The organism is Shewanella indica (assembly GCF_033842865.1).
GTDB classification, from domain to species: domain Bacteria; phylum Pseudomonadota; class Gammaproteobacteria; order Enterobacterales; family Shewanellaceae; genus Shewanella; species Shewanella indica.
The window spans coordinates 2049023-2070633 of record NZ_JAWXXR010000001.1; the positions used below are offsets into that span (position 1 = coordinate 2049023).

20 protein-coding genes are annotated in these 21611 nt (G+C 53.7%); all 20 read left to right on the forward strand.

Going from position 1 to position 21611, the window contains the following annotated elements:
* The 20 genes from SIL79_RS09325 (at position 1) to SIL79_RS09420 (ending at position 21504) form a co-directional block, all read left to right on the forward strand.
* Positions 1 to 843, forward strand: coding sequence for a thermonuclease family protein (locus SIL79_RS09325; protein ID WP_233962905.1), 843 nt, complete (start codon positions 1 to 3; stop codon positions 841 to 843).
* 175 nt (positions 844 to 1018) lie between these two features.
* Positions 1019 to 2266 carry a malic enzyme-like NAD(P)-binding protein gene (locus tag SIL79_RS09330; RefSeq protein ID WP_039034071.1) on the forward strand — a complete coding sequence of 416 codons (1248 nt, stop codon included), beginning with the start codon at positions 1019 to 1021 and terminating at the stop codon, positions 2264 to 2266.
* Between the two features lie 190 nt (positions 2267 to 2456).
* Positions 2457 to 4370 carry an RNase E specificity factor CsrD gene (csrD, locus tag SIL79_RS09335; protein ID WP_071475665.1) on the forward strand — a complete coding sequence of 638 codons (1914 nt, stop codon included), beginning with the start codon at positions 2457 to 2459 and terminating at the stop codon, positions 4368 to 4370.
* A gap of 223 nt (positions 4371 to 4593) precedes the next feature.
* Positions 4594 to 5478: a hypothetical protein gene (locus tag SIL79_RS09340; RefSeq protein WP_071475664.1), complete on the forward strand. Its 885-nt coding sequence runs from the start codon at positions 4594 to 4596 to the stop codon at positions 5476 to 5478.
* The gene (locus SIL79_RS09345) at positions 5475 to 6074 is read left to right on the forward strand and encodes a PilN domain-containing protein (protein ID WP_162206875.1); all 600 of its coding nucleotides are present in this window, start codon (positions 5475 to 5477) and stop codon (positions 6072 to 6074) included. The genes SIL79_RS09340 and SIL79_RS09345 overlap by 4 nt, the downstream gene beginning before the upstream one ends.
* Positions 6071 to 6730, forward strand: a complete 660-nt coding sequence (locus tag SIL79_RS09350) for an MSHA biogenesis protein MshJ (RefSeq protein WP_162206876.1) — start codon at positions 6071 to 6073, stop codon at positions 6728 to 6730. The genes SIL79_RS09345 and SIL79_RS09350 overlap by 4 nt, the downstream gene beginning before the upstream one ends.
* On the forward strand, positions 6711 to 7037 hold the full coding sequence (locus SIL79_RS09355) for a hypothetical protein (protein WP_039034076.1): 327 nt from the start codon (positions 6711 to 6713) through the stop codon (positions 7035 to 7037). The genes SIL79_RS09350 and SIL79_RS09355 overlap by 20 nt, the downstream gene beginning before the upstream one ends.
* Positions 7037 to 8716, forward strand: a complete 1680-nt coding sequence (gene mshL / locus SIL79_RS09360; RefSeq protein WP_039034077.1) for a pilus (MSHA type) biogenesis protein MshL — start codon at positions 7037 to 7039, stop codon at positions 8714 to 8716. Before SIL79_RS09355 ends, mshL begins: the two co-directional genes overlap by 1 nt.
* A gap of 8 nt (positions 8717 to 8724) precedes the next feature.
* Positions 8725 to 9636, forward strand: a complete 912-nt coding sequence (locus tag SIL79_RS09365; protein ID WP_162206877.1) for an ExeA family protein — start codon at positions 8725 to 8727, stop codon at positions 9634 to 9636.
* Complete coding sequence (locus SIL79_RS09370; protein WP_162206878.1) at positions 9633 to 11000, forward strand: tetratricopeptide repeat protein; 1368 nt, start codon at positions 9633 to 9635, stop codon at positions 10998 to 11000. Before SIL79_RS09365 ends, SIL79_RS09370 begins: the two co-directional genes overlap by 4 nt.
* Positions 10997 to 12751, forward strand: coding sequence for a GspE/PulE family protein (locus tag SIL79_RS09375; RefSeq protein ID WP_144361983.1), 1755 nt, complete (start codon positions 10997 to 10999; stop codon positions 12749 to 12751). Before SIL79_RS09370 ends, SIL79_RS09375 begins: the two co-directional genes overlap by 4 nt.
* A 2-nt stretch (positions 12752 to 12753) precedes the next feature.
* Positions 12754 to 13974 carry a type II secretion system F family protein gene (locus tag SIL79_RS09380; protein ID WP_039034081.1) on the forward strand — a complete coding sequence of 407 codons (1221 nt, stop codon included), beginning with the start codon at positions 12754 to 12756 and terminating at the stop codon, positions 13972 to 13974.
* A complete protein-coding gene (locus tag SIL79_RS09385) occupies positions 13974 to 14468 on the forward strand; it encodes an MSHA biogenesis protein MshF (protein ID WP_162206879.1) in 495 nt (164 codons plus the stop codon). The genes SIL79_RS09380 and SIL79_RS09385 overlap by 1 nt, the downstream gene beginning before the upstream one ends.
* A gap of 64 nt (positions 14469 to 14532) precedes the next feature.
* Positions 14533 to 15135 carry a pilus assembly FimT family protein gene (locus SIL79_RS09390; protein ID WP_162206880.1) on the forward strand — a complete coding sequence of 201 codons (603 nt, stop codon included), beginning with the start codon at positions 14533 to 14535 and terminating at the stop codon, positions 15133 to 15135.
* A 34-nt stretch (positions 15136 to 15169) separates the two neighbouring features.
* A complete protein-coding gene (locus tag SIL79_RS09395) occupies positions 15170 to 15691 on the forward strand; it encodes a type II secretion system protein (RefSeq protein WP_162206881.1) in 522 nt (173 codons plus the stop codon).
* Positions 15692 to 15799: 108 nt separating this feature from the next.
* On the forward strand, positions 15800 to 16267 hold the full coding sequence (locus SIL79_RS09400) for a prepilin-type N-terminal cleavage/methylation domain-containing protein (RefSeq protein ID WP_319619197.1): 468 nt from the start codon (positions 15800 to 15802) through the stop codon (positions 16265 to 16267).
* Positions 16257 to 16757, forward strand: a complete 501-nt coding sequence (locus SIL79_RS09405; protein ID WP_162206883.1) for a type IV pilus modification PilV family protein — start codon at positions 16257 to 16259, stop codon at positions 16755 to 16757. The genes SIL79_RS09400 and SIL79_RS09405 overlap by 11 nt, the downstream gene beginning before the upstream one ends.
* Positions 16757 to 17593: a PilW family protein gene (locus SIL79_RS09410; RefSeq protein WP_162206884.1), complete on the forward strand. Its 837-nt coding sequence runs from the start codon at positions 16757 to 16759 to the stop codon at positions 17591 to 17593. Before SIL79_RS09405 ends, SIL79_RS09410 begins: the two co-directional genes overlap by 1 nt.
* Positions 17583 to 18056 carry an MSHA biogenesis protein MshP gene (locus SIL79_RS09415; RefSeq protein ID WP_319619198.1) on the forward strand — a complete coding sequence of 158 codons (474 nt, stop codon included), beginning with the start codon at positions 17583 to 17585 and terminating at the stop codon, positions 18054 to 18056. Before SIL79_RS09410 ends, SIL79_RS09415 begins: the two co-directional genes overlap by 11 nt.
* A complete protein-coding gene (locus SIL79_RS09420) occupies positions 18049 to 21504 on the forward strand; it encodes a DUF6701 domain-containing protein (protein ID WP_319619199.1) in 3456 nt (1151 codons plus the stop codon). Before SIL79_RS09415 ends, SIL79_RS09420 begins: the two co-directional genes overlap by 8 nt.
* Positions 21505 to 21611: the final 107 nt, after the last annotated feature.

Genomic DNA, 21611 nt, shown 5'->3' on the forward strand with positions numbered 1-21611 from the left:
ATGATATCTCAATGGAACCATACTAACTCAGGCTTGGGCACTCGCTTTTGGCTCGGTCGTTACTTGATGAATTGCCTGTTGCTGCTGGGCAGTTTGCTGTCTTTGGGATCGGCGCAGGCCAACATAGCCGACAACTTGTGTATTCCCTATACAGCCAGCGAAAAGGTCACACTCGCTTATATCAATGATGGCGATACCCTCACACTCAAAGATGGCCGCCTGATACGCTTGATAGGTGTTAATGCTCCTGAGATAGATCATCAGTATCCGGGGCTCTCTCAACCCTACAGCATGGAGGCCAGGGCCTTTGTCGCCTCTAAGCTCAAAGTGGGTGATGAGCTGGCGCTGATGTTTGGCCCAACCAAGTTGGATCCCTATGGTCGCACCTTGGCCTATGTCTTTACACCGAATGGATTATTGTTGCAGCAGGAACTACTGCAACAGGGTTTTGCGATGGCCAGGGTCTACCAGGAACATCCATTTTGGGAATGCTTTGCCGAGTTGGAGCAGCAAGCACGCACTCAGAATGCAGGCTTGTGGCAGTTTGAAGACTATGCGCCCAAGGCGACTTCGGCTATCGGTCAGCAGGATTTAAATCACTACCGGCTGGTCAGAGGTGTGGTGACAGATTTTGAAAGAAAGGGACAGTATTTGTGGCTTATTCTGGACGATAACTTCTATGTTGGCATACCTCAGGCCGGATCTGGTAATTTTAGCAAGGTTTTAGCGCTGAACTCGCTCAAAAGAGCCGTTGTGGTGCGGGGTAAGTTGTATTTTTCCTACAAAAAGTGGCAGATTATCGTCAGCCATCCTTCACAGATAAGTTTGGAAAATCCCCCTTAGAAGCAAAATACCTGACTTAAGTGGAAAATTTGCCATCCACTGTTTTAAAATCGCGCCTTTTCGCGTATCTTTAGCGCCTTGTGATTTGAGTCACTGTGAAAGGAATTTTGCAGTGATCCAGACCTGTGTTTGTACGGTTTTTACTTAATATCATTCCGCATTTCAGGATTTTAAAATGACAGATTTCCGTCAAAAAGCGCTCGATTACCATGAGTTCCCCGTTCCAGGCAAAACCGCAGTGATGCTGACCAAGCCCGCCGAGACCAGTATGGATTTGGCTTTGGCCTACAGTCCTGGGGTGGCAGAACCGGTACGTGAAATCGCTTCCAATCCTGCCAATGCGTACAGATACACCAACAAGGGCAACACGGTTGCAGTAATCTCCAACGGCACCGCCATTTTGGGGCTGGGTAACCTCGGCCCCTTGCCATCCAAGCCGGTAATGGAAGGAAAGGCTTTGCTGTTCAAGCACTTTGCCAATATCGACGCCACAGATATCGAAGTAAAACACCGCACAGCTGAAGAGTTTATTCATACGGTCGAAGCGATTGCCGACTCCTTTGGCGGTATCAACCTGGAAGATATCAAGGCGCCAGAGTGCTTTGAAATTGAGCGTGAACTGATCGAGCGCTGTCAGGTTCCTGTGTTTCATGATGATCAGCACGGTACGGCAATTGTCACCGCTGCCGGGATGATCAACGCCCTCGAGATCCAGGGCAAGAAGCTTGAAGAAGCAGTGTTTGTCTGTATGGGCGCAGGCGCAGCGGCTATCGCCTGTATGAGCATGTTGGTCAAGTGTGGTGCCCAGCGTGAAAATGTCTACATGCTGGATAGAAAGGGCGTGATTCATACTCGCCGCGAAGATCTCAACGAGTACAAGGCGCTGTTTGCCAACAACACAGACAAGCGCACCTTGCAGGATGTGATCAAGGGGGCTGATGTGTTCCTGGGACTGTCTGGCCCAGATGTTCTCGGCGCTGAGGAAGTGGCCATGATGGCCGAGAAGCCGGTGATCTTCGCCTGCTCCAACCCGGATCCCGAGATCAAGCCTGAGCTGGCCCATGAGATACGTAAGGATCTGATCATGGGAACCGGTCGCAGCGACTATCCCAACCAGGTCAACAATGTGCTTTGTTTCCCATTCATCTTCCGTGGCGCCCTGGATGTGCGTGCCAGCCGCATCAATGATGAGATGAAGATAGCCGCGGTTTACGCCATTGCCGAACTGGCCAAGGAGCCAGTGCCTGAATCTGTGTTGGCGGCTTATCCCAATGTCAACGAGTTGAGCTTTGGCCCTCTGTATGTGTTGCCCAAGCCGATGGACCCAAGGTTGCTGCCTAAAGTCGCCAAGGCTGTGGCACAAGCAGCCATAGACTCTGGGGTGGCGCAGATAGACACACTGCCGCAATACCCGGAAGTCTGATAGCAGCTTTATTCCAAAGGGGCCTTGTTGGCCCCTTTGTTGTTTTTGCAAGGCAAACGGGGCATTTTCTGGTCTATGCTGCTTGTTGGTTGCCTTTTGCGTATGGCTGCTGAATAATCAGCAAGTTGAGTTCCCGCAGTGAGGCGGCTCACCCCCAAGAAGAAGAATAAGACTGGCAGGATCGCCCTCGATGAAACTCACCCGTATTCTCACAAAAAAGCTCACCAGTTTTTGGCTCTTGTCGCTGACGATAGTGGCATTTGTGTTTCTGCTCTGCGCCATGATGAGTTTTCTGCAGCTGACTTATAAGTTCCAGCAACAGAAGGTCACGGAGCTGGAAACCATGCTGGCCAATCAATACCACTCCGGCAGTAACTGGGAGCTGGAGTCCTGGCTGCCTCCCATGTTAATTGCCTACAATGCTGCCAGTTTTAAGCTCTGGCATCATGATAAATTACTATTTGAATATAAAGGCAATATCGCTACAGAAAATCTGGTGCGCTATCAATCTTCGTTGAAGAATAACCCTGAGTTTCGTATGGAGCTGGAACTGCCGCAGCCGTTTTCTCAGCACAGACCAGGTTGGTATGAAGTCTTGATAATTCTACTTGGCGTGGGGGCCGTGCTGGCGTTTGTCCGCTTTGGTTATCTCTGGTATTCGCGGCAACTGGAGGGCATTGAAGAGCTGGCACAGCGCAGCCGTTTGATTCTCCTGGGTGAGCACGAAAAAGCGCAGGCGATGCCGGGCAAGGGTAAACCCAGGTTGATCAACCGTGCCCTCAGCCGTTTGCTGGAAGAGCTGGCCGATGCCCAGAAAGAACGTGCCAGATTTGACAAGTTTATCCGCAGCAATACCTTTCTGGATCCCGACACTCGTATAGGTAATCGTCTGTTTCTCAAGAATCGCCTCGATGCCCTGAGCAATGAGCAGGGCATGATAGCCCATGGGGTGCTCTATCTGTTGGAGCTGGAAGATCTGGATCTGCTGCAACAAAAGCTGGGGGACAGTCTGACGCTGGAACTGCTCAGACAAAACGTCAATGGCATCAGCCAGATACTGCAGTCACAGCCCAACAGCTTTTTTGCCCGTCGTTCCCATAACCAGTTTGCAATAGTGGTGACCCAAATTTCCCTGGCTGAGGCTGATCAACTGGCAATCCGCTTGTTAAAAGTCTGCCAAAGCCAGGTATTGCCCAAGCTGGACAACGCCGACAACTTCTATCATCTCGGCGGCGCTTATTTCAAAGTGGGTGACGGCCATCAGCAACTGCTGGAAGAGGCGGAAATGGCCCTGAGAGCGGCGCAGTTGCAGGGGATCAATACCTGGTTTATGTATGATAAGGGCGCGGTAGATCAGGAGTTTGCCAAAGGCTCGGTACGCTGGCGCAGCTTTCTGGAAATGGCCTTGGTCAATAAGCGATTTCTGGCTTATACCCAGCCCGTGATGGATTGTGACGGCAAGCTGCATCACAGAGAAGTGTTTACCAGAGCCAGGGATCCCGAAGGTAATCTGGTGCGGGCGACCCTATTTTTGCCTATGGCGGTTAAATGTGGCCTGATGCCGCAAATTGAGCGTCAGACTCTGGAAAGAGTCTTGTTTGAGTTGCTGCCAAGTGAGCCGGACAAGAAGGTTTGTTTCAGCATCAACCTGAGTCTGGATTCGCTGATGAGCCGAGCCTTTATTCGCTGGCTGCGTACCACCTTGCTGGAATACCGGGACCTGACCGGCAGGCTGATCTTCGAGGTCAGTGAAGATATCGCGGCGCCCAATCAGGAGAAAATAGCCTCCAGGCTGCAGATGATCCGCAAGATGGGCGCGCGCCTGTGTGTCGATCATGTGGGTCAGCAGGTGATCAGCACCCAATATATTCAGGACACAGGTTTCCAACTGATTAAGCTGCACAGATCCATAGTGCGGCAGATCCATCTACGACCCGAAAACCAGCTGTTTGTTCGTAGCCTGATAGGTGGACTCTACCGTACCGAAGTGCAGGTTTGCGCCGAAGGGGTGGAGTTGTTTGAAGAGTGGCAGACACTGAGAATACTCGGAGTCAGCGCCGCTCAGGGCAGCTGGTTCAGCGAGCCTATGCCGGCAACAGCCTGATCAAGAAAGAGTTCCGGGTTACTACAGGCTGGATTTGTCTGCCGGCCTTGCTGAGCCTATCTTTAGGACAGCTCTCAGTTTAATAATATTTGCCTATAAAATGAATTGATTAGTGTTTAGAATGAACATGCCAAAATATTGACTTAACTTTAAATTGGCAGCAAGTTCATAACCTTATGGGTACGATAAACGCTGCCGTTTTCACAGGGACTCAGGGTTTCTTATGACGAACAAGTCATTCATCAGTCGTCTTTTCAACTTTGGCGCGCCTCAATCCGGCAGCAATACCGGGGTGTTCCTTGCTGCCAATCACGCCTGGGTCTTTCGCCCGGAAAATGACGATCAAAGAGCCCTTTGTCATTGCTATCCACTGCACAAAGATGATTGGAATTCACTGTTTTCCGCGGTTTATGCCGATTTTGGCCCTTCAAAATTACAGTTGGCTCTAGGTTTTGGTCGTTATCAGCTTTTGAGTGCCGACCGGCCCAAGGTTGAAGCCGATGAGATGGCTCAGGCATTGGTATGGGCGGTCAAGGATATGGTCAGCACGCCGCCAACCGATATCCATTTGGATTACTTCGAATCGCCGATTAAAAGCAGTGACAAACTCAATGTTGTCGTCTGTTCCCACAGTCGCTTGTCTGCCTTGGCCCAGGAAATAGATAAGGCAGGTATGCAGTTGGTGGGGATTAGCATCGAAGAGTTACTGCCCACTAACCTCTTTAACCAAGATCCTTTAGCCAGGCTGGTGATAAGCCAAGTGCCTGGACAGGAGTTATTACTCACTGTGGTTCGCGAGGGTGAGCTCTATATGCAGCGGCGCATTCGCGGATTTTCTGAATTGCATCAGACCGATGCAGAATCCTTGGGGTTCGGCGTTGCCGATACCCTCAGCCTGGAGATCCAGCGCTCGATGGACTTTTTTGAAAGTCAGCTCAGGCAAGCGCCGGTGGCCTCGATTGACATTATGGTTCAGGGGCAAACCTATGCCTTGGCTCAGTTGATATCCCGTAACTTTAATCAACAAGTGCGTCCGGTAGATGGCATGGATGTCGGCATGAAAATGGCTGAACTCAGCTATCAGGAATTTAAGCGGGGGAGTAAATGAGCAAGACCCGGGTCAATCTCTATTCGCCTTCTCTCTTGCCTCCCAGGTTAAGGCTCAGTTTCGCCCGTTTGTTGGCTATTGCAGGCGTGCTCTTGTTACTGGGGCTTTCGCTTATCGGCTTGGGATGGTGGCAGCAAACGCAAGTGTCCAGGCAGTTGCTTGAGGTCGAGTTGCAGCGCCAGGCCTTGGAGAGCGAAAAACAACAACTGGAAGCCGAATTGGCCAAGCGTCGCCCTAGTGCCGAGCTGGTCGTTGAGCTGGAGCGCCGTACTCAGGAGCGGGAGCTCAAGGGCTTGCTGCTGACCGAACTTGGGCAGCGGGAGCGCATGACCTCCAAGGGGTTTGCACCTGTATTGCAGGAGTTGGCTCAAGTGTCCGATGGCAGTGTGTGGCTGAGCCGCATCAAACTTGAAGAAGGCAAATTGGCGTTTGAAGGTTTCGGCCAATATCCGCAGAGTCTGCCGCGCTGGATAGACAAGCTCAAACAAACAGAGAGTCTGAGAGGGCGCTCGTTTGCTTCCATGACCATGGCTCGGGAGCCAGGCCAGCCATTGGCCTTCATTCTGACCAGTGAAGCCCGGGAGGTGAAGAAATGAATTTCCTTCGGCGTCTGGGCCAAGCCTTTGATGGTTTGAGTCAAAGAGAGAGAGGCATGGTGGCGGGAGTCAGCCTGTTGGTGCTGTTCTTGCTGCTGTATCTGCCGCTGGAGTCTTTTTGGCTGGAGCGCCAGAGCAATTTGCAACGGCTGCATGCCGGCCAGAGTAGCATCAAGCTCAGCCAACAACAGCTGGCGCTTTATCGCCAACGCCTGGCGGAAGACCCTGATACGCCGCTCAAGGCAAGTTTGGCGCAAGTGAATCGTGATATCGCTGCGCTGGTTCAACAGCTGGACAGCCAGATGGTTGACATGGTGCCCGCCAGTTATATGCCGTCATTGCTTACCGCCTTGCTGGAACGGGTGCAGGGAATACAGCTGACCGGCTTCAAGTCTGTCGCCCCAACCCCTTTGCTGGTGGTAGGCAAAGCCGATGAACAGCAGATGAACCTTTACAGCCACGGCATAGTGCTGGAGCTGGAAGGTGACTATTTCGCCGTGCTCAAGTTTGTACAGGCGGTAGAGAAAATGCCGGACAAGCTTTATTGGAAGCGCCTGGATTACCGGGTGTCTGAGTATCCCAAGGCCAGTGTGCAACTTGAGTTATACACGCTCAGCATTAATGAGGACTTTATCAGTGTGGCATCTTCCCGCTAAAGGCTTAATCTTACTGGCGCTGCTCTGTAGCCAGGATCTCGTTGCCGCCAGCTTGCGGGACCCGACCATGCCGGCGCAGGGGCTGATCGCTCCGGCCAAAGAGCTGGGCGGACAGGGCCTGGTGCTGAGTAGTTTGCTCAATGGACCTCAGGGCAAGCGGGCCGTGATCAATAACCAAATTTACCGCCAGGGGGACAGAGTTCAGGGAGTGGTGTTAAGCCGTATCTATCAGGACAGCGTTTTGCTGGCCGATGGTCGCCGTCTCTATCTGTTTCAAGCGATTACCGAGCGCAAGGAAAAACATTAATGAAAACCAGACTCGCCTGTATGCTGCCGTTGTTGGCTTTGGGCCTGGCGGCCTGCCAAACCACGGATAGGCCCAACCCAGCCGCTTCCAAAGAGGCGTTACGCGACTCTTTGGCACAGCAAAATGCCAAGGCGGTGGTGCCGCCTCCGGCCAGCTTGCCTCCCGGTGTGCAGCAGGAGTTGAATGCCGATGGTCTTCTGGCTGGGCTGGCCGCACCTATGCAGACCGAGCGGCGTTTCGATGTTTCGGCCAATGATGTCGATGCCAGGGTGTTTTTCCCGAGTCTGGTGGAAGGCACTCCCTTCAGCGTGGCTGTGCACCCGCAAGTGAGCGGCAATATCTCTCTGTCACTCAAGGGCGTGACCCTGAGTGAAGCCTTGCAGGTAGTGCAGGATATTTACGGTTATGAGATCAGTCGGGAAGGACGAGTCTTGAGGGTCTATCCCGCTGGGCTGAGAACCGAGACTTTCCCGGTCAATTACCTCTATATGGAACGCATTGGCCTGTCGCTGACCTCGGTCAGCTCGGGAAGGATCTCTGACAACAATAACAACAATAGCAACCAGAACAATAACGGCCTGAACAACAATAACAACAGTGGTTTTGGCAATAACAACAATAATAATAGCAACAACCAGAACAGCAATAACACCAACGGCACCTTTATCAGTTCCCGCACCAAGACAGATTTCTGGGGCGAGCTGCAAAAGACCCTGGAATCGATTCTGGGCAACAGCGGTGATGGCCGCTCAGTGGTGGTGACACCTCAGGCCGGCTTGGTAACCGTCAGAGCCAATCCGGATGAGCTGCGGCAAATTCGCAGTTTCCTTGCCACCGCTGAGAGCCATTTGCAGCGGCAGGTTATTTTGGAAGCCAAGATCCTCGAAGTGACCCTCTCCGATGGTTATCAGCAGGGGATCCAATGGCAGGATGTGCTTGGCAGCGCTTTGGCTGACGGTAACACCAAGGTTAATTTTGGCACCAGCGAGGGCTCGTTTGGCAATCAGATCACCGAGGCCATAGGAGGGGTGACCTCTTTATCACTCAAAGGCACAGATTTCGCCGCTATGATTACCCTGCTGGATACCCAAGGCGATGTCGATGTGCTCTCAAGCCCCAGAGTGACAGCGTCCAACAACCAGAAGGCGGTGATCAAAGTTGGCCGTGACGAATACTTCGTCACAGATGTTTCCTCCACCACAGTGGCCAGCACCACGCCGGTGACATCGCCTGAGGTGGAGTTGACGCCCTTTTTCTCGGGGATTGCTCTGGACGTGACGCCTCAGATAGACAAAGACGGTAGTGTGCTGCTGCATGTGCATCCTTCAGTCACGGATGTGAAAGAGCAGAACAAGAGCATCAAGATCAGTGACTCTTCGTTGGATCTGCCCTTGGCCCGGAGTGAAATCCGTGAGTCCGATACTGTCATCAAGGCGCTGTCCGGCGATGTGGTGGTGATAGGCGGCCTGATGAAGAGCGAGAATACCGAAGTGGTATCCAAGGTGCCGCTGCTTGGCGATATTCCCTTTATCGGTGAAGCCTTTACCAACCGCAGTAAGTTAAAGCGCAAGACAGAGCTGGTGATTTTGCTCAAGCCGACCGTGGTGGTTGATGGCACCTGGCAAAAAGAGCTGCAACGTTCCCAGAGCTTGCTCGACCGCTGGTATCCACAGGAATAACGGCCACTATGTATCTGCAGCATTTTGGCATGCAGAGCATGCCTTTTGCCCTGACCCCCAATACAGGTTTTTTCCTGGGGTTGGCTCCCCATGTGGAGGCCTTGCAAGTATTGCAGGTGGCGCTGCAAACCGGTGAAGGTTTTATCAAGGTCACCGGCGAGGTGGGAACCGGCAAAACTTTGCTGTGCCGTAAACTGCTCAACGAGCTGCCGCAACAGTTTCGCTGCGCCTGGTTGCCCAATCCTTATTTGACACCGGCAGAACTCAGGCTGGCGATTGCCGAAGAGCTGGGGATTGCCGTGAATGAGATTAAAGATCAGCAGCAACTCAGTGGCCTTATTCAGCAGCAGCTGCTGGCGCTCAGTGTTCAGGGGCTTAATATCGTTTTGCTGCTTGATGAAGCCCAAGCTCTGCCGGATGAGAGCCTGGAAGCATTGCGGCTGTTGACCAATCTGGAAACCGAGAGTCGCAAGCTGCTGCAAGTGGTGATCTTCGGCCAGCCCGAGCTTGATGCGCGCTTGGCGCAGCAAGAGTTTCGCCAGTTACGCCAGAGGATCACTTTCAGCTATCGCTTGCGGCCGCTGACCCGGGATGAAGTCTACGCCTATCTGCGCCACAGATTGGCAGTGGCCGGCTATCAGGGACCGGCGTTATTCAGCGCCGCAGACAGTAAGCGTATTGCCATTGCCGCCAGAGGGATCCCCAGATTGGTGAATATTTTGGCGCACAAGGCGCTGCTGCTCTGTTTCGGCGAAGGTAAACAGCAAGTGACATCTACGCATATCAAGGGCGCCATCAAGGATACCGAAGATGCTTCTTATCCTGGCAACTGGCGTTGGTTTTGGCCGACTCTGGTGCTGCTCCTTGCTTCAGTCGGCGCCTCTGTCGGGGTTTATGCCATGAAGGGAGCCGGACTATGAGCGTGGTCAATCAGATGCTCAAAGATCTGGATAAACGCCAGCAGCCGCACAACTTAGCTCATGTGCCGGCGGGGCAGACCAGTCACGCGGCGGCCAATCCCTGGTGGTTGCTGCTGGGAGGCACGCTGCTTGGCATCTCTCTGTTGGCGCTGGGGTTATGGTTGGGCGGTTATCTGGGTGATGACAACTCAAGCTCATCCCAAACCCAAAATCAAACTCAAAACTTTAGTGGCAACCGAGCCGAGCCATCGCAGACTGTGCCTTATGAGCCTGGGCCCACGGGCCGAAATCGGCCACAGCCGAGGGCAGTTTCAAGCGCTGCCGATGGCAGTGATAGATTAAATTTGGAGCCTGAGACGCAGATCTCGGCGCTACAACTGCCCAGCAAGAGTATGGCTCCAAGTGAACAACCCAAAGGTTCTAATGCAGGCTTGAATGCTCAAGGCTCAGCCTTTGAAACAAAAAGCTCTGAAACGAACGACTTTGAAACAAAAAAAACTGAAATGTATGGCTCAGAAACAGGCAGCTTAAACTCAAACCTAGCCGATGACAGCCTTGAAACCAGCACAGCAACCGAACGCTGGGCAGCCAAGGCAGAGCCGCTCGGACAGGAGGCTGGACAAGAGCCATCTCAGTCAGCACAAATAAAAACACCGGGTCGCAATGAAAAGTCAGACTTGGAGCAGAAGCCCAGCTCCAATGAGAGTGGCCGGATAACCCAATCCAGATCAGCGGCTGCTAAACCAAGCCAGACGAAAATGAGCGTGACTCAGGTTTCTCTGACCCCGGCAGAGCTGTCGCAGAAAAAGTTACAACAGGGACAACAGGCCAAGGAGCTGGGCCAGATTGACAAGGCAATGTCGGCCTATGCCGAAGCCTTACGCTTGAATGATGCCAACCACAGTGCCCGTCAGGAGCTGGCGGCGCTGTTTTATGGCCGCGGCGAATTGGACAAGGCGGCAGTACTGCTGCGTCAAGGCGCCGAGCGTTATCCGCAGCAACCTGTGTTTTGGTTGTTGCTGGCCCGGGTGCAAAAGGCTCGCAGCGAGTTGCCTCTGGCTCTTGCCAGTTTGCAACAGGTAGCCGATGGCAGCGAGCTTGGGCGCGAGAAATGGCTGCTGCAGGCAGAAATAGGTCAAAGCCTCAAAGATTGGCCCTTGGTACAGCAAAGTTATCTTAGCCTAATTCAGCAGGATGCCTCTCAGGGACGCTGGTGGTTGGGGCTGGCCTATGCCCAGGATGCAAGTGGCGATTATGACGCCGCCAAGGCCAGTTATCAGGAAGCTCTCAAGCGCCAGGGCTTGTCCGCGGATGCCCGTGATTACATAGAAAACCGACTCGCCCAGATAGGAGGCCGCCAGTGAAACCCAAGTTAAAAATGCGCCTCGGTGATCTCCTGGTACAGGAACAGATTATCAGCGAGGTGCAGTTGCAAAACGCGCTGTCACAACAAAAACAAACCGGCCGCAAGCTGGGACGCACCCTGATAGACATGGACTTTATCAGCGAGGAACAGCTGCTGCAGTTTCTCTCTCATCAGTTGAATATTCCCTTTATCGATATCAGCAAGCGCCCCATTCCTGCTGAGGTAGTCAACCTCTTGTCCGAAGTGCAGGCCCGGCGTTTTCGAGCCTTGGTGATTGAGGCCGACAAGGATTCCGTGCTGGTGGCTATGAGCGATCCGGCCGATCTGCAGGCGTTGGATGAACTGGATGTGCTGTTGGCGCCAAGACGCCTGAAACTGGCGGTGGTCAAGGAGCAACAGCTGTTTGATGCTTTTGACAACCTCTATCGCCGCACCGGTCACATTGCCCAGATGGCCGGTAAGCTGGAGGAAGAATACGCTGCCGATGATCAGTTCGATCTCGCCAGTTTGACCGAAGGCGACAGCGACAACGAGACCACAGTGGTTAAGTTGTTGCAGTCAATTTTCGAGGATGCGGTGCAGATCCGCGCCTCGGATATTCACATTGAACCCGGCGACAAGTCGCTCAGGATCCGCCAGCGGGTGGATGGTCTGTTGCAGGAAAACGTGCTCAAAGAGGTCAATATTGCCGCGGCGCTGGTGCTTAGGCTCAAGCTGATGGCCGGTTTGGATATCTCGGAAAAACGTTTGCCCCAGGATGGCCGTTTTCATATTGAAATCAAAGGTCATCAGATAGATGTGCGTATGTCTACCATGCCCATCTATCACGGTGAGTCTGTGGTGATGCGACTGTTGGACCAATCGGCCGGCCTCTTGACCCTGAATGAAACCGGGATGCCGCCGCATATTCTCGAGCGGGTACGGCGGCAGATAAAACGCCCCCACGGCATGTTGTTGGTCACAGGCCCTACAGGTTCGGGCAAGACCACTACACTTTATGGCATTCTCAGTGAACTGAACAAGGCTGAGAGTAAGATTATTACCGTGGAAGATCCGGTGGAATATCAACTGCCGCGGATCAACCAGGTACAGGTCAATCACAAGATAGGCCTGGATTTTTCCAACGTACTGCGCACCACCCTGCGCCAGGACCCCGACATCATAATGGTGGGGGAGATGCGGGATCAGGAAACCGTCGAAATCGGCTTGCGTGGTGCCCTGACAGGTCACTTCGTGCTCTCGACCCTGCACACCAATGATGCCATTACCAGCGCCCTGCGTTTGCTCGATATGGGGGCGGCCAGTTATTTGGTGGCCAGTGCCCTTAGAGTCATTATCGCCCAGCGCCTGGTGCGGCGGGTGTGTAAGAACTGCGCCACAGATTATCAACTCACGCCGCAGGACAGGGTCTGGCTCCAGAGCATCAGCAAGCGCGACTTTTCCGATGCCAGGCTCAGAGTGGGCACAGGGTGTCAAAGCTGCTCCGGCACAGGTTATCGCGGTCGTATTGGGGTATTTGAGATCCTCGAACTGGATGAAACCATGATAGAGGCTATGCGCAGCGGTAATCCCCATGAATTTGCCCGCGCTGCTTACGCCAGCGAGCAGTTTACCCCGCTGGCTGAATCGGCACTGGCATATTTGCACTCTGGCCTGACAACCATAGAAGAGGTCGCCAAGTTGGTGGAAGATGTCTCTGAAGCTCAGGTGCCGTTGGCAGCCGAGATGATGGCTAGGGATGAGGTCTGATTATGCCGCTTTATGCCTATCGGGGCCGGGATGCCGGCGGTGAACAGGTAAAAGGGCAGCTGGATGCCGCCTCCGAGAGTGCGGCGGCCGATCAACTGCTGGCCAGAGCCGTGATCCCGCTGGAACTCAATGAGGTCAAAGCGGGCCGGGATCTTAGCCTCAAGGGCCTACTCAAACGCAGAGTCAGTCTGGATGAGCTGCAGATCTTTACTCGGCAGATGTATTCCCTGACCCGCTCCGGCATTCCTATTCTGCGAGCCATTGCCGGGCTGGCGGAGACCACCCACTCCAAGCGGATGAAAGAGGCGTTGCAGGATGTCTCAGAGCAGTTGACCGCCGGGCGGCCGCTGTCGTCGGCGATGAACCATCATCCGGACGTGTTCGACGCCTTGTTCGTCTCCATGGTGCATGTGGGAGAAAACACCGGCAAACTGGAAGATGCCTTTTTGCAGTTGTCCGGTTATATCGAGCGGGAGCAGGAAACCCGCAGACGGATCAAATCTGCCATGCGTTACCCCATGTTTGTTCTGTTGGCGGTGGTGCTGGCACTGGTGATCCTCAATATTATGGTGATCCCCAAGTTCGCCGAAATGTTTTCCCGCTTCGGTGCAGAATTACCCTGGGCGACCCGGTTGCTTATCGGTACTTCCAACCTGTTTGTCAATTATTGGCCCTTGATGCTGGTGGCGCTGGTGGTAACTGTACTCGGGGTGAGTTATTGGCACAAAACCGAGCAGGGGGAAAAGCAGTGGGATCGCTGGAAGCTGCATATTCCGGCGGTGGGTTCCATCATAGAGCGCTCGACTCTGGCTCGTTATTGCCGTAGTTTCGCCATGATGTTGAGCGCCGGGGTGCCCATGACTCAGGCGCTCAGCTTGGTGGCCGACGCTGTGGATAACAGTTATATGCACGACAGAATCGTCAACATGCGCCGCGGGGTCGAAGCGGGGGAATCTATGCTGAGGGTTTCCAATCAGAGTCAGTTGTTTACGCCTCTGGTGTTGCAGATGGTGGCGGTTGGGGAGGAAACCGGCCGCATAGATCAGCTACTCAATGATGCCGCCGATTTTTATGAGGGTGAGGTAGATTATGACCTCAAGAACCTCACCGCCAGGCTGGAACCTATTTTGATCGGCATAGTGGCAGTTGTCGTGTTAATCCTGGCGCTGGGTATTTATCTGCCTATGTGGGACATGCTCAATGTGGTCAAGGGAGGCGGCTGATGCCAAGCCAGCATCAGGCTGAGGAAGATCTGCTGCGAACCTTTGCCAGTCTGGCGGCGTTGTTGATTTTGCTGATTATTTTGGCGGTGTTGGGAATGCGTTATTTTTCTGCTGTGGACAAGGTATCAGCCAGAGGCCTGCAGCTTGAACACCATAGGATGCTGAATGTGATAGCTATGGTGAGATCCCAGTGGTTGCGTTTGGGGCGCCCTGAACAGATGCAATTGGATTGGCACACATTGGATCACGAGGTGCAGCCTAGTCCATTGGCAATGAATCCGGCCGGTTGGCCACAGGCACCAAGCCGGGATGACAAAGGCTGCGAGGTGCTTTGGCAGCAGCTTCTGGGAGGTATACCGGATAAGGCGGTGATTCAAGCTCAGTTTATCAACCGGGATCAAAGCTGCCGTTATTTGAGCCCCGCCGGTGACAGTCTGAGCTATCAGTTGGACACTGGAAGGGTCATTTTTTTGACGTCAAATACAGATTATTGACTAAATGGTTTTTTATCTTAACGGAGCTGCTAATATCCATGGCGAACAGGTGGAGGAAACCTAGATGAAACGACAGATGCAAGGCTTCTCGTTAATCGAGTTGGTGATAGTAATAGTTATCCTGGGCCTGCTGGCCGCAACTGCTATTCCGCGTTTTTTGAATGTGACAGATGATGCCGAGGATGCCAGCCTCGAAGGCGTGACGGGCGGCCTGGCTACGGCGGTGAGTTTTGTACGCTCCCAATGGGAGGTTGATGGTCGCCGTAATACGTCAGTGCTCCTCGATGGTATTTCCGTGTCTTTGGACACCCGTTTCGGTTATCCAACCGGCACTGGCAATACTTCGGCCACTTCCATGGATGATGCCAGTTGCCAGCAAGTGTTCAACACAGTACTGCAGAGTGCGCCTAAGAATGTGCTCTATACCGCTGACGCCAGAGAACAACGTTATACCGTCAGAGCCCTGGATGGTGCAGGTGTAAGTGCTACAGCTATTGACGGTACTTTAATAACCGGGCTGGATCTCTGTGTTTACCATCAGGTGGCATCATTGGCACTGAACCAAAGTTCAGGCGTGGCAACACCGGCGCCGGATCTCAACACCACAGGCGCCAAGGGTATTACCTATAACCCGGGAACCGGCCAGGTCTTGAGTTTCAACAACTGATTGAATTGTATTTTTTGAACCAAAGGAAAGCGCTATGCAAAAACAACAAGGTTTCACCCTGATCGAACTGGTTGTGGTGATCATTATTCTCGGTATCTTGGCGGTGACTGCGGCGCCTAAGTTTATCAACCTGCAATCCGATGCCAGAGCTTCGGCCCTGCAAGGGATGAAAGGTGCCATTCAAGGAGCCAACAGCTTGGTTTACTCCAAAGCCGCCTTGGCTGGGGTGGAAAGCCAGCCTTCTACCACAGTGGATATTGCCGGTACGACTGTGACTACCGATGATGTCGCCATCGTTTTTGGCTATATGGCCGCGACTCAAGCTGCACTTGAGGCAGGAATGGACGCTCGGTTTGATGCTGGCACCTCGCCAACTGCAGAAGGTTCGAATGACTGGGTTATCAGCGAAGATGAGAATAATAAACAAGTTACTATCTGGCAACGCGGTGCGCCAGCCGATGTCGCTGACCCAGCAGCCAGTTGTAAGATTGTTTATATCGCACCTACTGCAGCCGGTGCATTACCCACTATTACTCTGACAGATACAGGCTGCTGATAGCCTGTAGCTGAAAAGGCCTGCCAAGCAGGCCTTTTTTACGTCAGGATTCAAACTATTGAGCTTATTTGCCATACTTGACTGAGTATGGAATTGGCGGGAAATCATATGGCTGTGACCAAGGGGACAGGCACCCGGGGATTTACTCTGGTGGAGTTGGTAGTGACTATCATGTTGCTGGCCATACTTTCCGTCGTGGTGCTGCCCAAATTGGTATCCTCCAGTAGTTACAGTGCCTGGACGCTGCGACAGGAGTTGATTGCCGAGCTGCAAAAGACCCAGATGTTGGCACTCAATAATCCCGACCGCTGTTATCGACTCACTATCAGCAGCGGCGCTTATCAACTCAGCCACTTGACCCAGGATTGCGCGACCCTTATCCGCAGTAATAGCGCCGAAAGCTTGCCGCGTAATACCCGGATACTGCTTCAAAGTAACGGCGCTGACAGTTTTCAGATCCAGTTCGATGCTTATGGACGCACCAACCTTGCCTGCAATGGCGCCTGCCTCTCAGTGGTCGCCGATGAAACCCTGACTATCGCCATAGAGTCCGAGGGCTATATCCATGAGGGCTAAAGCGCGGGGATTCACCTTGATAGAGCTGGTGATCGGCATGTTGGTGCTCGGCATTGCCTTGGTGCTGCTGACCAGTGTGTTGTTTCCTCAAAGCGATCACGCGGCGCAGACTCTGCATAGAGTGCGCAGCGCTGAGTTGGCTCAGGCTGTGATCAATGAGATCTGGGGCAAGCGTTATGATGAACATAGCGGCGTAAATGGTGGTCTGCCCGCCTGTGACGGTGTGGGTGGCTTCCCTTGTACCCAGGAAACCCATTATGGACCGGATGGTGAGAGTCGGGATCAATTTGACGATATTGACGATTACCACGGTCTTAACGAGCAGAGCCTGATGCTTAATTCCAGCCTGAGTTACCTGAGTCTCTATCCGGGGTACAGTCTCAGCGTCCAGGTATCCCAGTATCAAGCCAACAGCAAGCTGGTGACTGTCACGGTAACTACCCCTGCGGGCGAAGCTATCCGTTACGACGTGCTGAGGAGTAATTTCTGATGCGCTTGGGGCAGGGAAAAGGATTAATACAGACCAAAGGCCTGGGCTCTACCAAGGGCTTTACCTTGGTGGAATTGGTCACTGTGATACTCATCCTGGGGATTCTGGTGGTGGGGGTCAGCAGCTTTATTATCTTTGGTACCCGTATCTTTGTGGATTCGACCGCTATCGACCGAGTGTTGGGCAGCAGTCGTTTCGTGATGGAACGTTTGAGCCGGGAGCTGCGTAATGCAGTGCCTTCCAGCCTTAGGCTGCAGTCCAGCTCTCAGCTGCAGTGTTTGGAGTTTTTGCCCATCAGTGCCAGCGGCAGCTATCTGTCATTGCCTTTGGCGCCGGATGTCCAGACGGACACTGCCACAGTGTTTGCGCCGGCAACGGCGGTTTCGGCCGGTGAACAATTGCTGGTTTATCCGCTGACCCATGCAGATATTTATGGCAGTGGCAGCAACAAGCGTCACGCTATAGACAAGGTCACTGCCAACGGCTCACTGCTGACCTTGCAGTTTGCCGCCGCGGTTAACTTTGCCGAAGCTTCACCGGCGAAGCGCTTTTATGTGGCCGGGCAACCTGTCAGCTACTGTTTTTCGCAGGCAGATGGCAGCATTCGCCGTTATAGCCACTATGGTTATCATGCCGGTCAGCCTCTGCCCGATACCATGGGCACGGGAGCCTTGATGGCCGAAGGCTTGAGTAATGATATGGCCACCAACCCGGCGGTGCGTTTGCTGCCTGCGACTCTGGTTAACAACGCCATAGTACAGTTGCAGCCGCAGTTTGCTGTTGTCGGTGAAAAGTTTCAGTATCAACATCAAGTGCAGGTGATCAATGTTCCCTAGCCGAAATTATCACTGTTATGTGCAAAAGCATCAGGGCGGCAGTGCCTTGGTGATAGCCATCTTTGTAATATTGGTGATGTCGCTGTTGGCGGTGACTCTGTTGCGGGTTGGCGGCGACGCCGACGAGGGCGTTAACCTGGAAGTCTGGGGCTTAAGGGCGCTCAATGCTGCCAACAGCGGCGCCGATGCGGCCCTGGCCAGGCTGTTCCCCTTAAGCGGCGGCACTGCCGGTTGCGTCGCCGTGGGCTCAAGTTGGACAGCGCCGGATGTGACCGGGTTTCATGGCTGTAATGTCCAGCTCAGTTGCGAGACCTTAAGCCAGGATGCCAGCCCGGGCAGTGCCAGATTGTATCGTATCCGCAGCACTGCGGTATGCGAGAGCGGCAGTTGCGGCGCGGCAGCGGTAGCAGACAGCCAATGTCTGAGGGTAAGTCGGGTTGTGGAGGTGGAAGCCCGTGAATAGTCGCATACTGCTGTTACTCGGGATCTTGCTTGGCGCTTGGCCTATGGCGGCCTTTGCCGTGCCTCTTTGCAGTGATATTTTTACCGATCCGCCTAGTGGTAACCATCTAAATGACGGTTTTGTTCCGCCCCCCAATCTGCCTCCAACGCAGGGGGTGCTGCATTGTCCTTATAACGGCACGTTTTGTAGTCAGCCCCTGGCGGCCGGCGATATTAATTTTAGTCATGGCAGTTTTTTTCATGGCCGTTTTTTGTATCCAACCACGACCACGACCAGGCTCTATTTCGATAGTTTGACTCTGAATAATGCCACCCTGAACCCAGGAGGAAAGGCTGAGAACCTGATCATCTATGTGCGTGGCTCGTTGGATATCACCGGGCAAAACACAGTGAATGCCATTATCTATGTGGCGGGCTCGGTCAAAGTGGCCGGTGGGGCTTCCCTCAGTGGTGCCCTGGCTTCCGGCGGGGCATTGGATATCAAGGGCAACTCGGATGTAAATATCGACCTCGGTGCAGTCGATGACGCCGATTTTGGCGGCATGTGCGGCAATGACCAAACGCCAGTGCTGGGGTGTTTCAGCGATGACTTCAGCTCGGCTTCCCTATCGGCAGATGCTTGGGCCATCAAGGTGCTGGGCAATTCAGTGCCGCCCAGCATAGTGGGCGGACGTCTGCGTTTGACTCCTGCCCGGGGCAATCAGGCAACCTCCAGTACCTATCAGCGCTTGTTTCCGGCTGAAGGCAATCTGGTAACAGTTGAATTTGATTATTACGCCTGGTCGCCCCAGGGTGGTACCGGCGGTGATGGAGTGGCGGTGATTCTCTCGGATGCCGCCGTGACGCCGCAGCCGGGCAGTTTTGGTGGCGCCTTGGGTTATGCCCAGCGTAATGATGGCACCCCGGGCTTTGCCGGAGGCTGGTTGGGGGTCGCTCTGGATGAGTACGGTAACTTTTCCAACCCCACAGAAGGGCGTGTCGATGGCCCGGGGGAGATTCGACAATCTGTTTCTATTCGTGGTTCAGAGGCAGGTTCTTATCGTTACCTGAAGGGGACGGAAGATTCTATCAGTCCCGGTATTGATGTTCGAGGCTCTCAGTCTCCTGCGCCGGGGCACAAGTATAAGATTACTGTAGATTCCCGTCAGGCAAATATGGCCATGGTGTCTGTTGAGCGAGATACAGGTGCCGGTTACCAAACTCTGGTGAGCCCTTTCAATGCCCGTAACTTTCCTGGGCAAAGCCGGGTTCCGGAAGATTTTTACCTGTCGCTTACCGGCTCTACCGGTGATGCTAACAACAACCATGAGATAGACAATTTCCAGGTTTGTGCCCTGGAGTCAAAACCCGTGGGCGAGCAGGTGCATCATTTTGAGTTTGATTACAGCAGCGCGCCTTTTACCTGTCGCGCCGAACCCATCACCTTGAGGGCCTGTAAAAATGCCAGCTGCTCAGAGCTCTTCACAGGTACTGTCACCGCCAATTTGAGCCCGAATCCTGTCAGTAACGGCCGTTGGTTGCCGGCAAGTTCGGTGACTTTCAATGGCGGCAGTACCCAAATTCAACTGCAAAAGTTTGATCAAACGCCGCTGACACTGGGGGTTTCCTCCTCGACTCCGGCCACCCGCCCCGGCAGTGATACCCTGTGCCGAAGTGGCAGCGGTCCCTTGAGTTCGGTCGCCTGTCGCCTGAGTTTTGCCGAGAGTGGTTTCATCTTTGATGTGGCAGATAAGCTGGCCAACAAGCCAGAGACGGGAGTGCTTGTTAAGGCGATGAAGTCAGATGGCACAGCCCTGTGTGTACCGGCCTTTGCCAGTACCAACAAGACGCTTTCGTTCTGGAGTGAGGCGCTGTCGGCAGTCGTCGGTTCACCCAAGGTGCAACTGAAACCGACAGACACTTTGAGCTGGCAGGATATAGGCAGCAGTCAAGCTGCCGCCACGCCGCTGACCCTGGCCTTCGACAGTCAAGGCCAAAGCCGAATCGATATCAATTATGCCGATGCCGGTCGGGTCGAGTTAAACACCCTCTATAGAGGAACGACCAGCGAAGGGGATGCCGGGCTGGTGATGCACGGCGCCGATGATTTTGTCAGCTTCCCGTTGGGATTCTGTGTCGAGGTCGAGCAATACTGCCAGGCCGCGGATGCCTCCTGTGCGCCTTTTCGGCGGGCGCAGGAAAATTTCCCACTTAGCATCAGCGCCAAAGCCTGGGCGGATAATGGTAATGCCGATCTCTGTAAAAACCTCACCACACCTTCCTATCAACAGGCAGGTCTCTCTTTATGGCATAAGCTGATTGCACCGGCTTCAGGTCAACCCGGTGAACTGCAGCTGCAGCAGTATGATCATCTGCGCCAGCAAACGCCTGAGAATAACCGGCTCGCTCAGGCGGTCAGTGAGGTTGGGGTGTTTGAATTCGGCGTTACAGCGCCCTTGCCCTACGAGGGCAGTGTGACCTTCCCGAGTTTGGTGGGCAGCAGATATTGGCAGGGGCCGAGTGGCAAAACCATAATGCCAGTCGGGCGCTTTGTGCCGGCCTTCTTCCGAGTCGATGAAGCCAGTTTGCTGCCGGCCTGCAATGGTTTCAGTTATATGGATCAGCAATTTGAAGTCAGTTATAAAGTCAGCGCTTTGGCACTGGATAGGCAAGTGACTCAAAACTATGTCGGTGATTTTGCCAAGGCTTACAGTCATTATCAGGCAGCCAATCAATTCGACGGAGTGGCGTTGGACAGCCGGGTTTCGGGGGGCGAGATTACTTCAGATACCTGGGTGAATGGCCTGGCTGAGTTCCAGGGGCAACTCAAGTTTGCCCGCAAGGACCCGGTTGCAACAGACGGGCCTTTCCCGCTTTTGGATATCGGCCTGGAAATTCAGGATCCGGACAAGATTGCCAAGCTGCAGGACAGCAATATGCAAAGCGATTTAAGCGGTGACTGCTCTGTGGCAGGCAGCTGCAGCGCCGTGCGTCTTGGTAGCCAAAAGATGCGTCATGGGCGTTTGCTGTTGGACAATACCTTTGGCCCGGAAACCCAAATCTTGAGCATGGCGGCGAGGACAGAGTATTGGGATGGCAGTGGCTGGCGTTTGAACGAACTGGATAACTGCAGTGTGTTTAACACGCCGCTTGAATATCAACAGGATCAACTCACCCTGGGTTACCGCTATGAACCTGCGCTCAGTGCCGGGCAGAATATTAGCCGCTCCGCCAGCGGCGGCAACACAGTGACTGCCTTTGGCGGCGAGTTTGAACTCTTGTGGCGTGCGCTTGGAAGCTCAGGCTATCGCGGCAAGGTGACGGCGCCGCTCAAGACGCCTGAATGGTTGCAGTGGTACTGGAATTGGAATGGCCTCAATGACGGCACACTGAGCGACCCCAGAGCCAGTGCCTTCTTTGGCCGTTATCGCGGCAACGACAGGATCATCAGTTGGCGGGAAGTTAACTGAAGCCGAATCACCACAGTGTGAAGCAACTCACTAAAGCGCCAAGATGTAGATAATTTAACTTTGTCTTCAACTCACATTGAGCATAATCGACAGCCTCTGCTGTATTT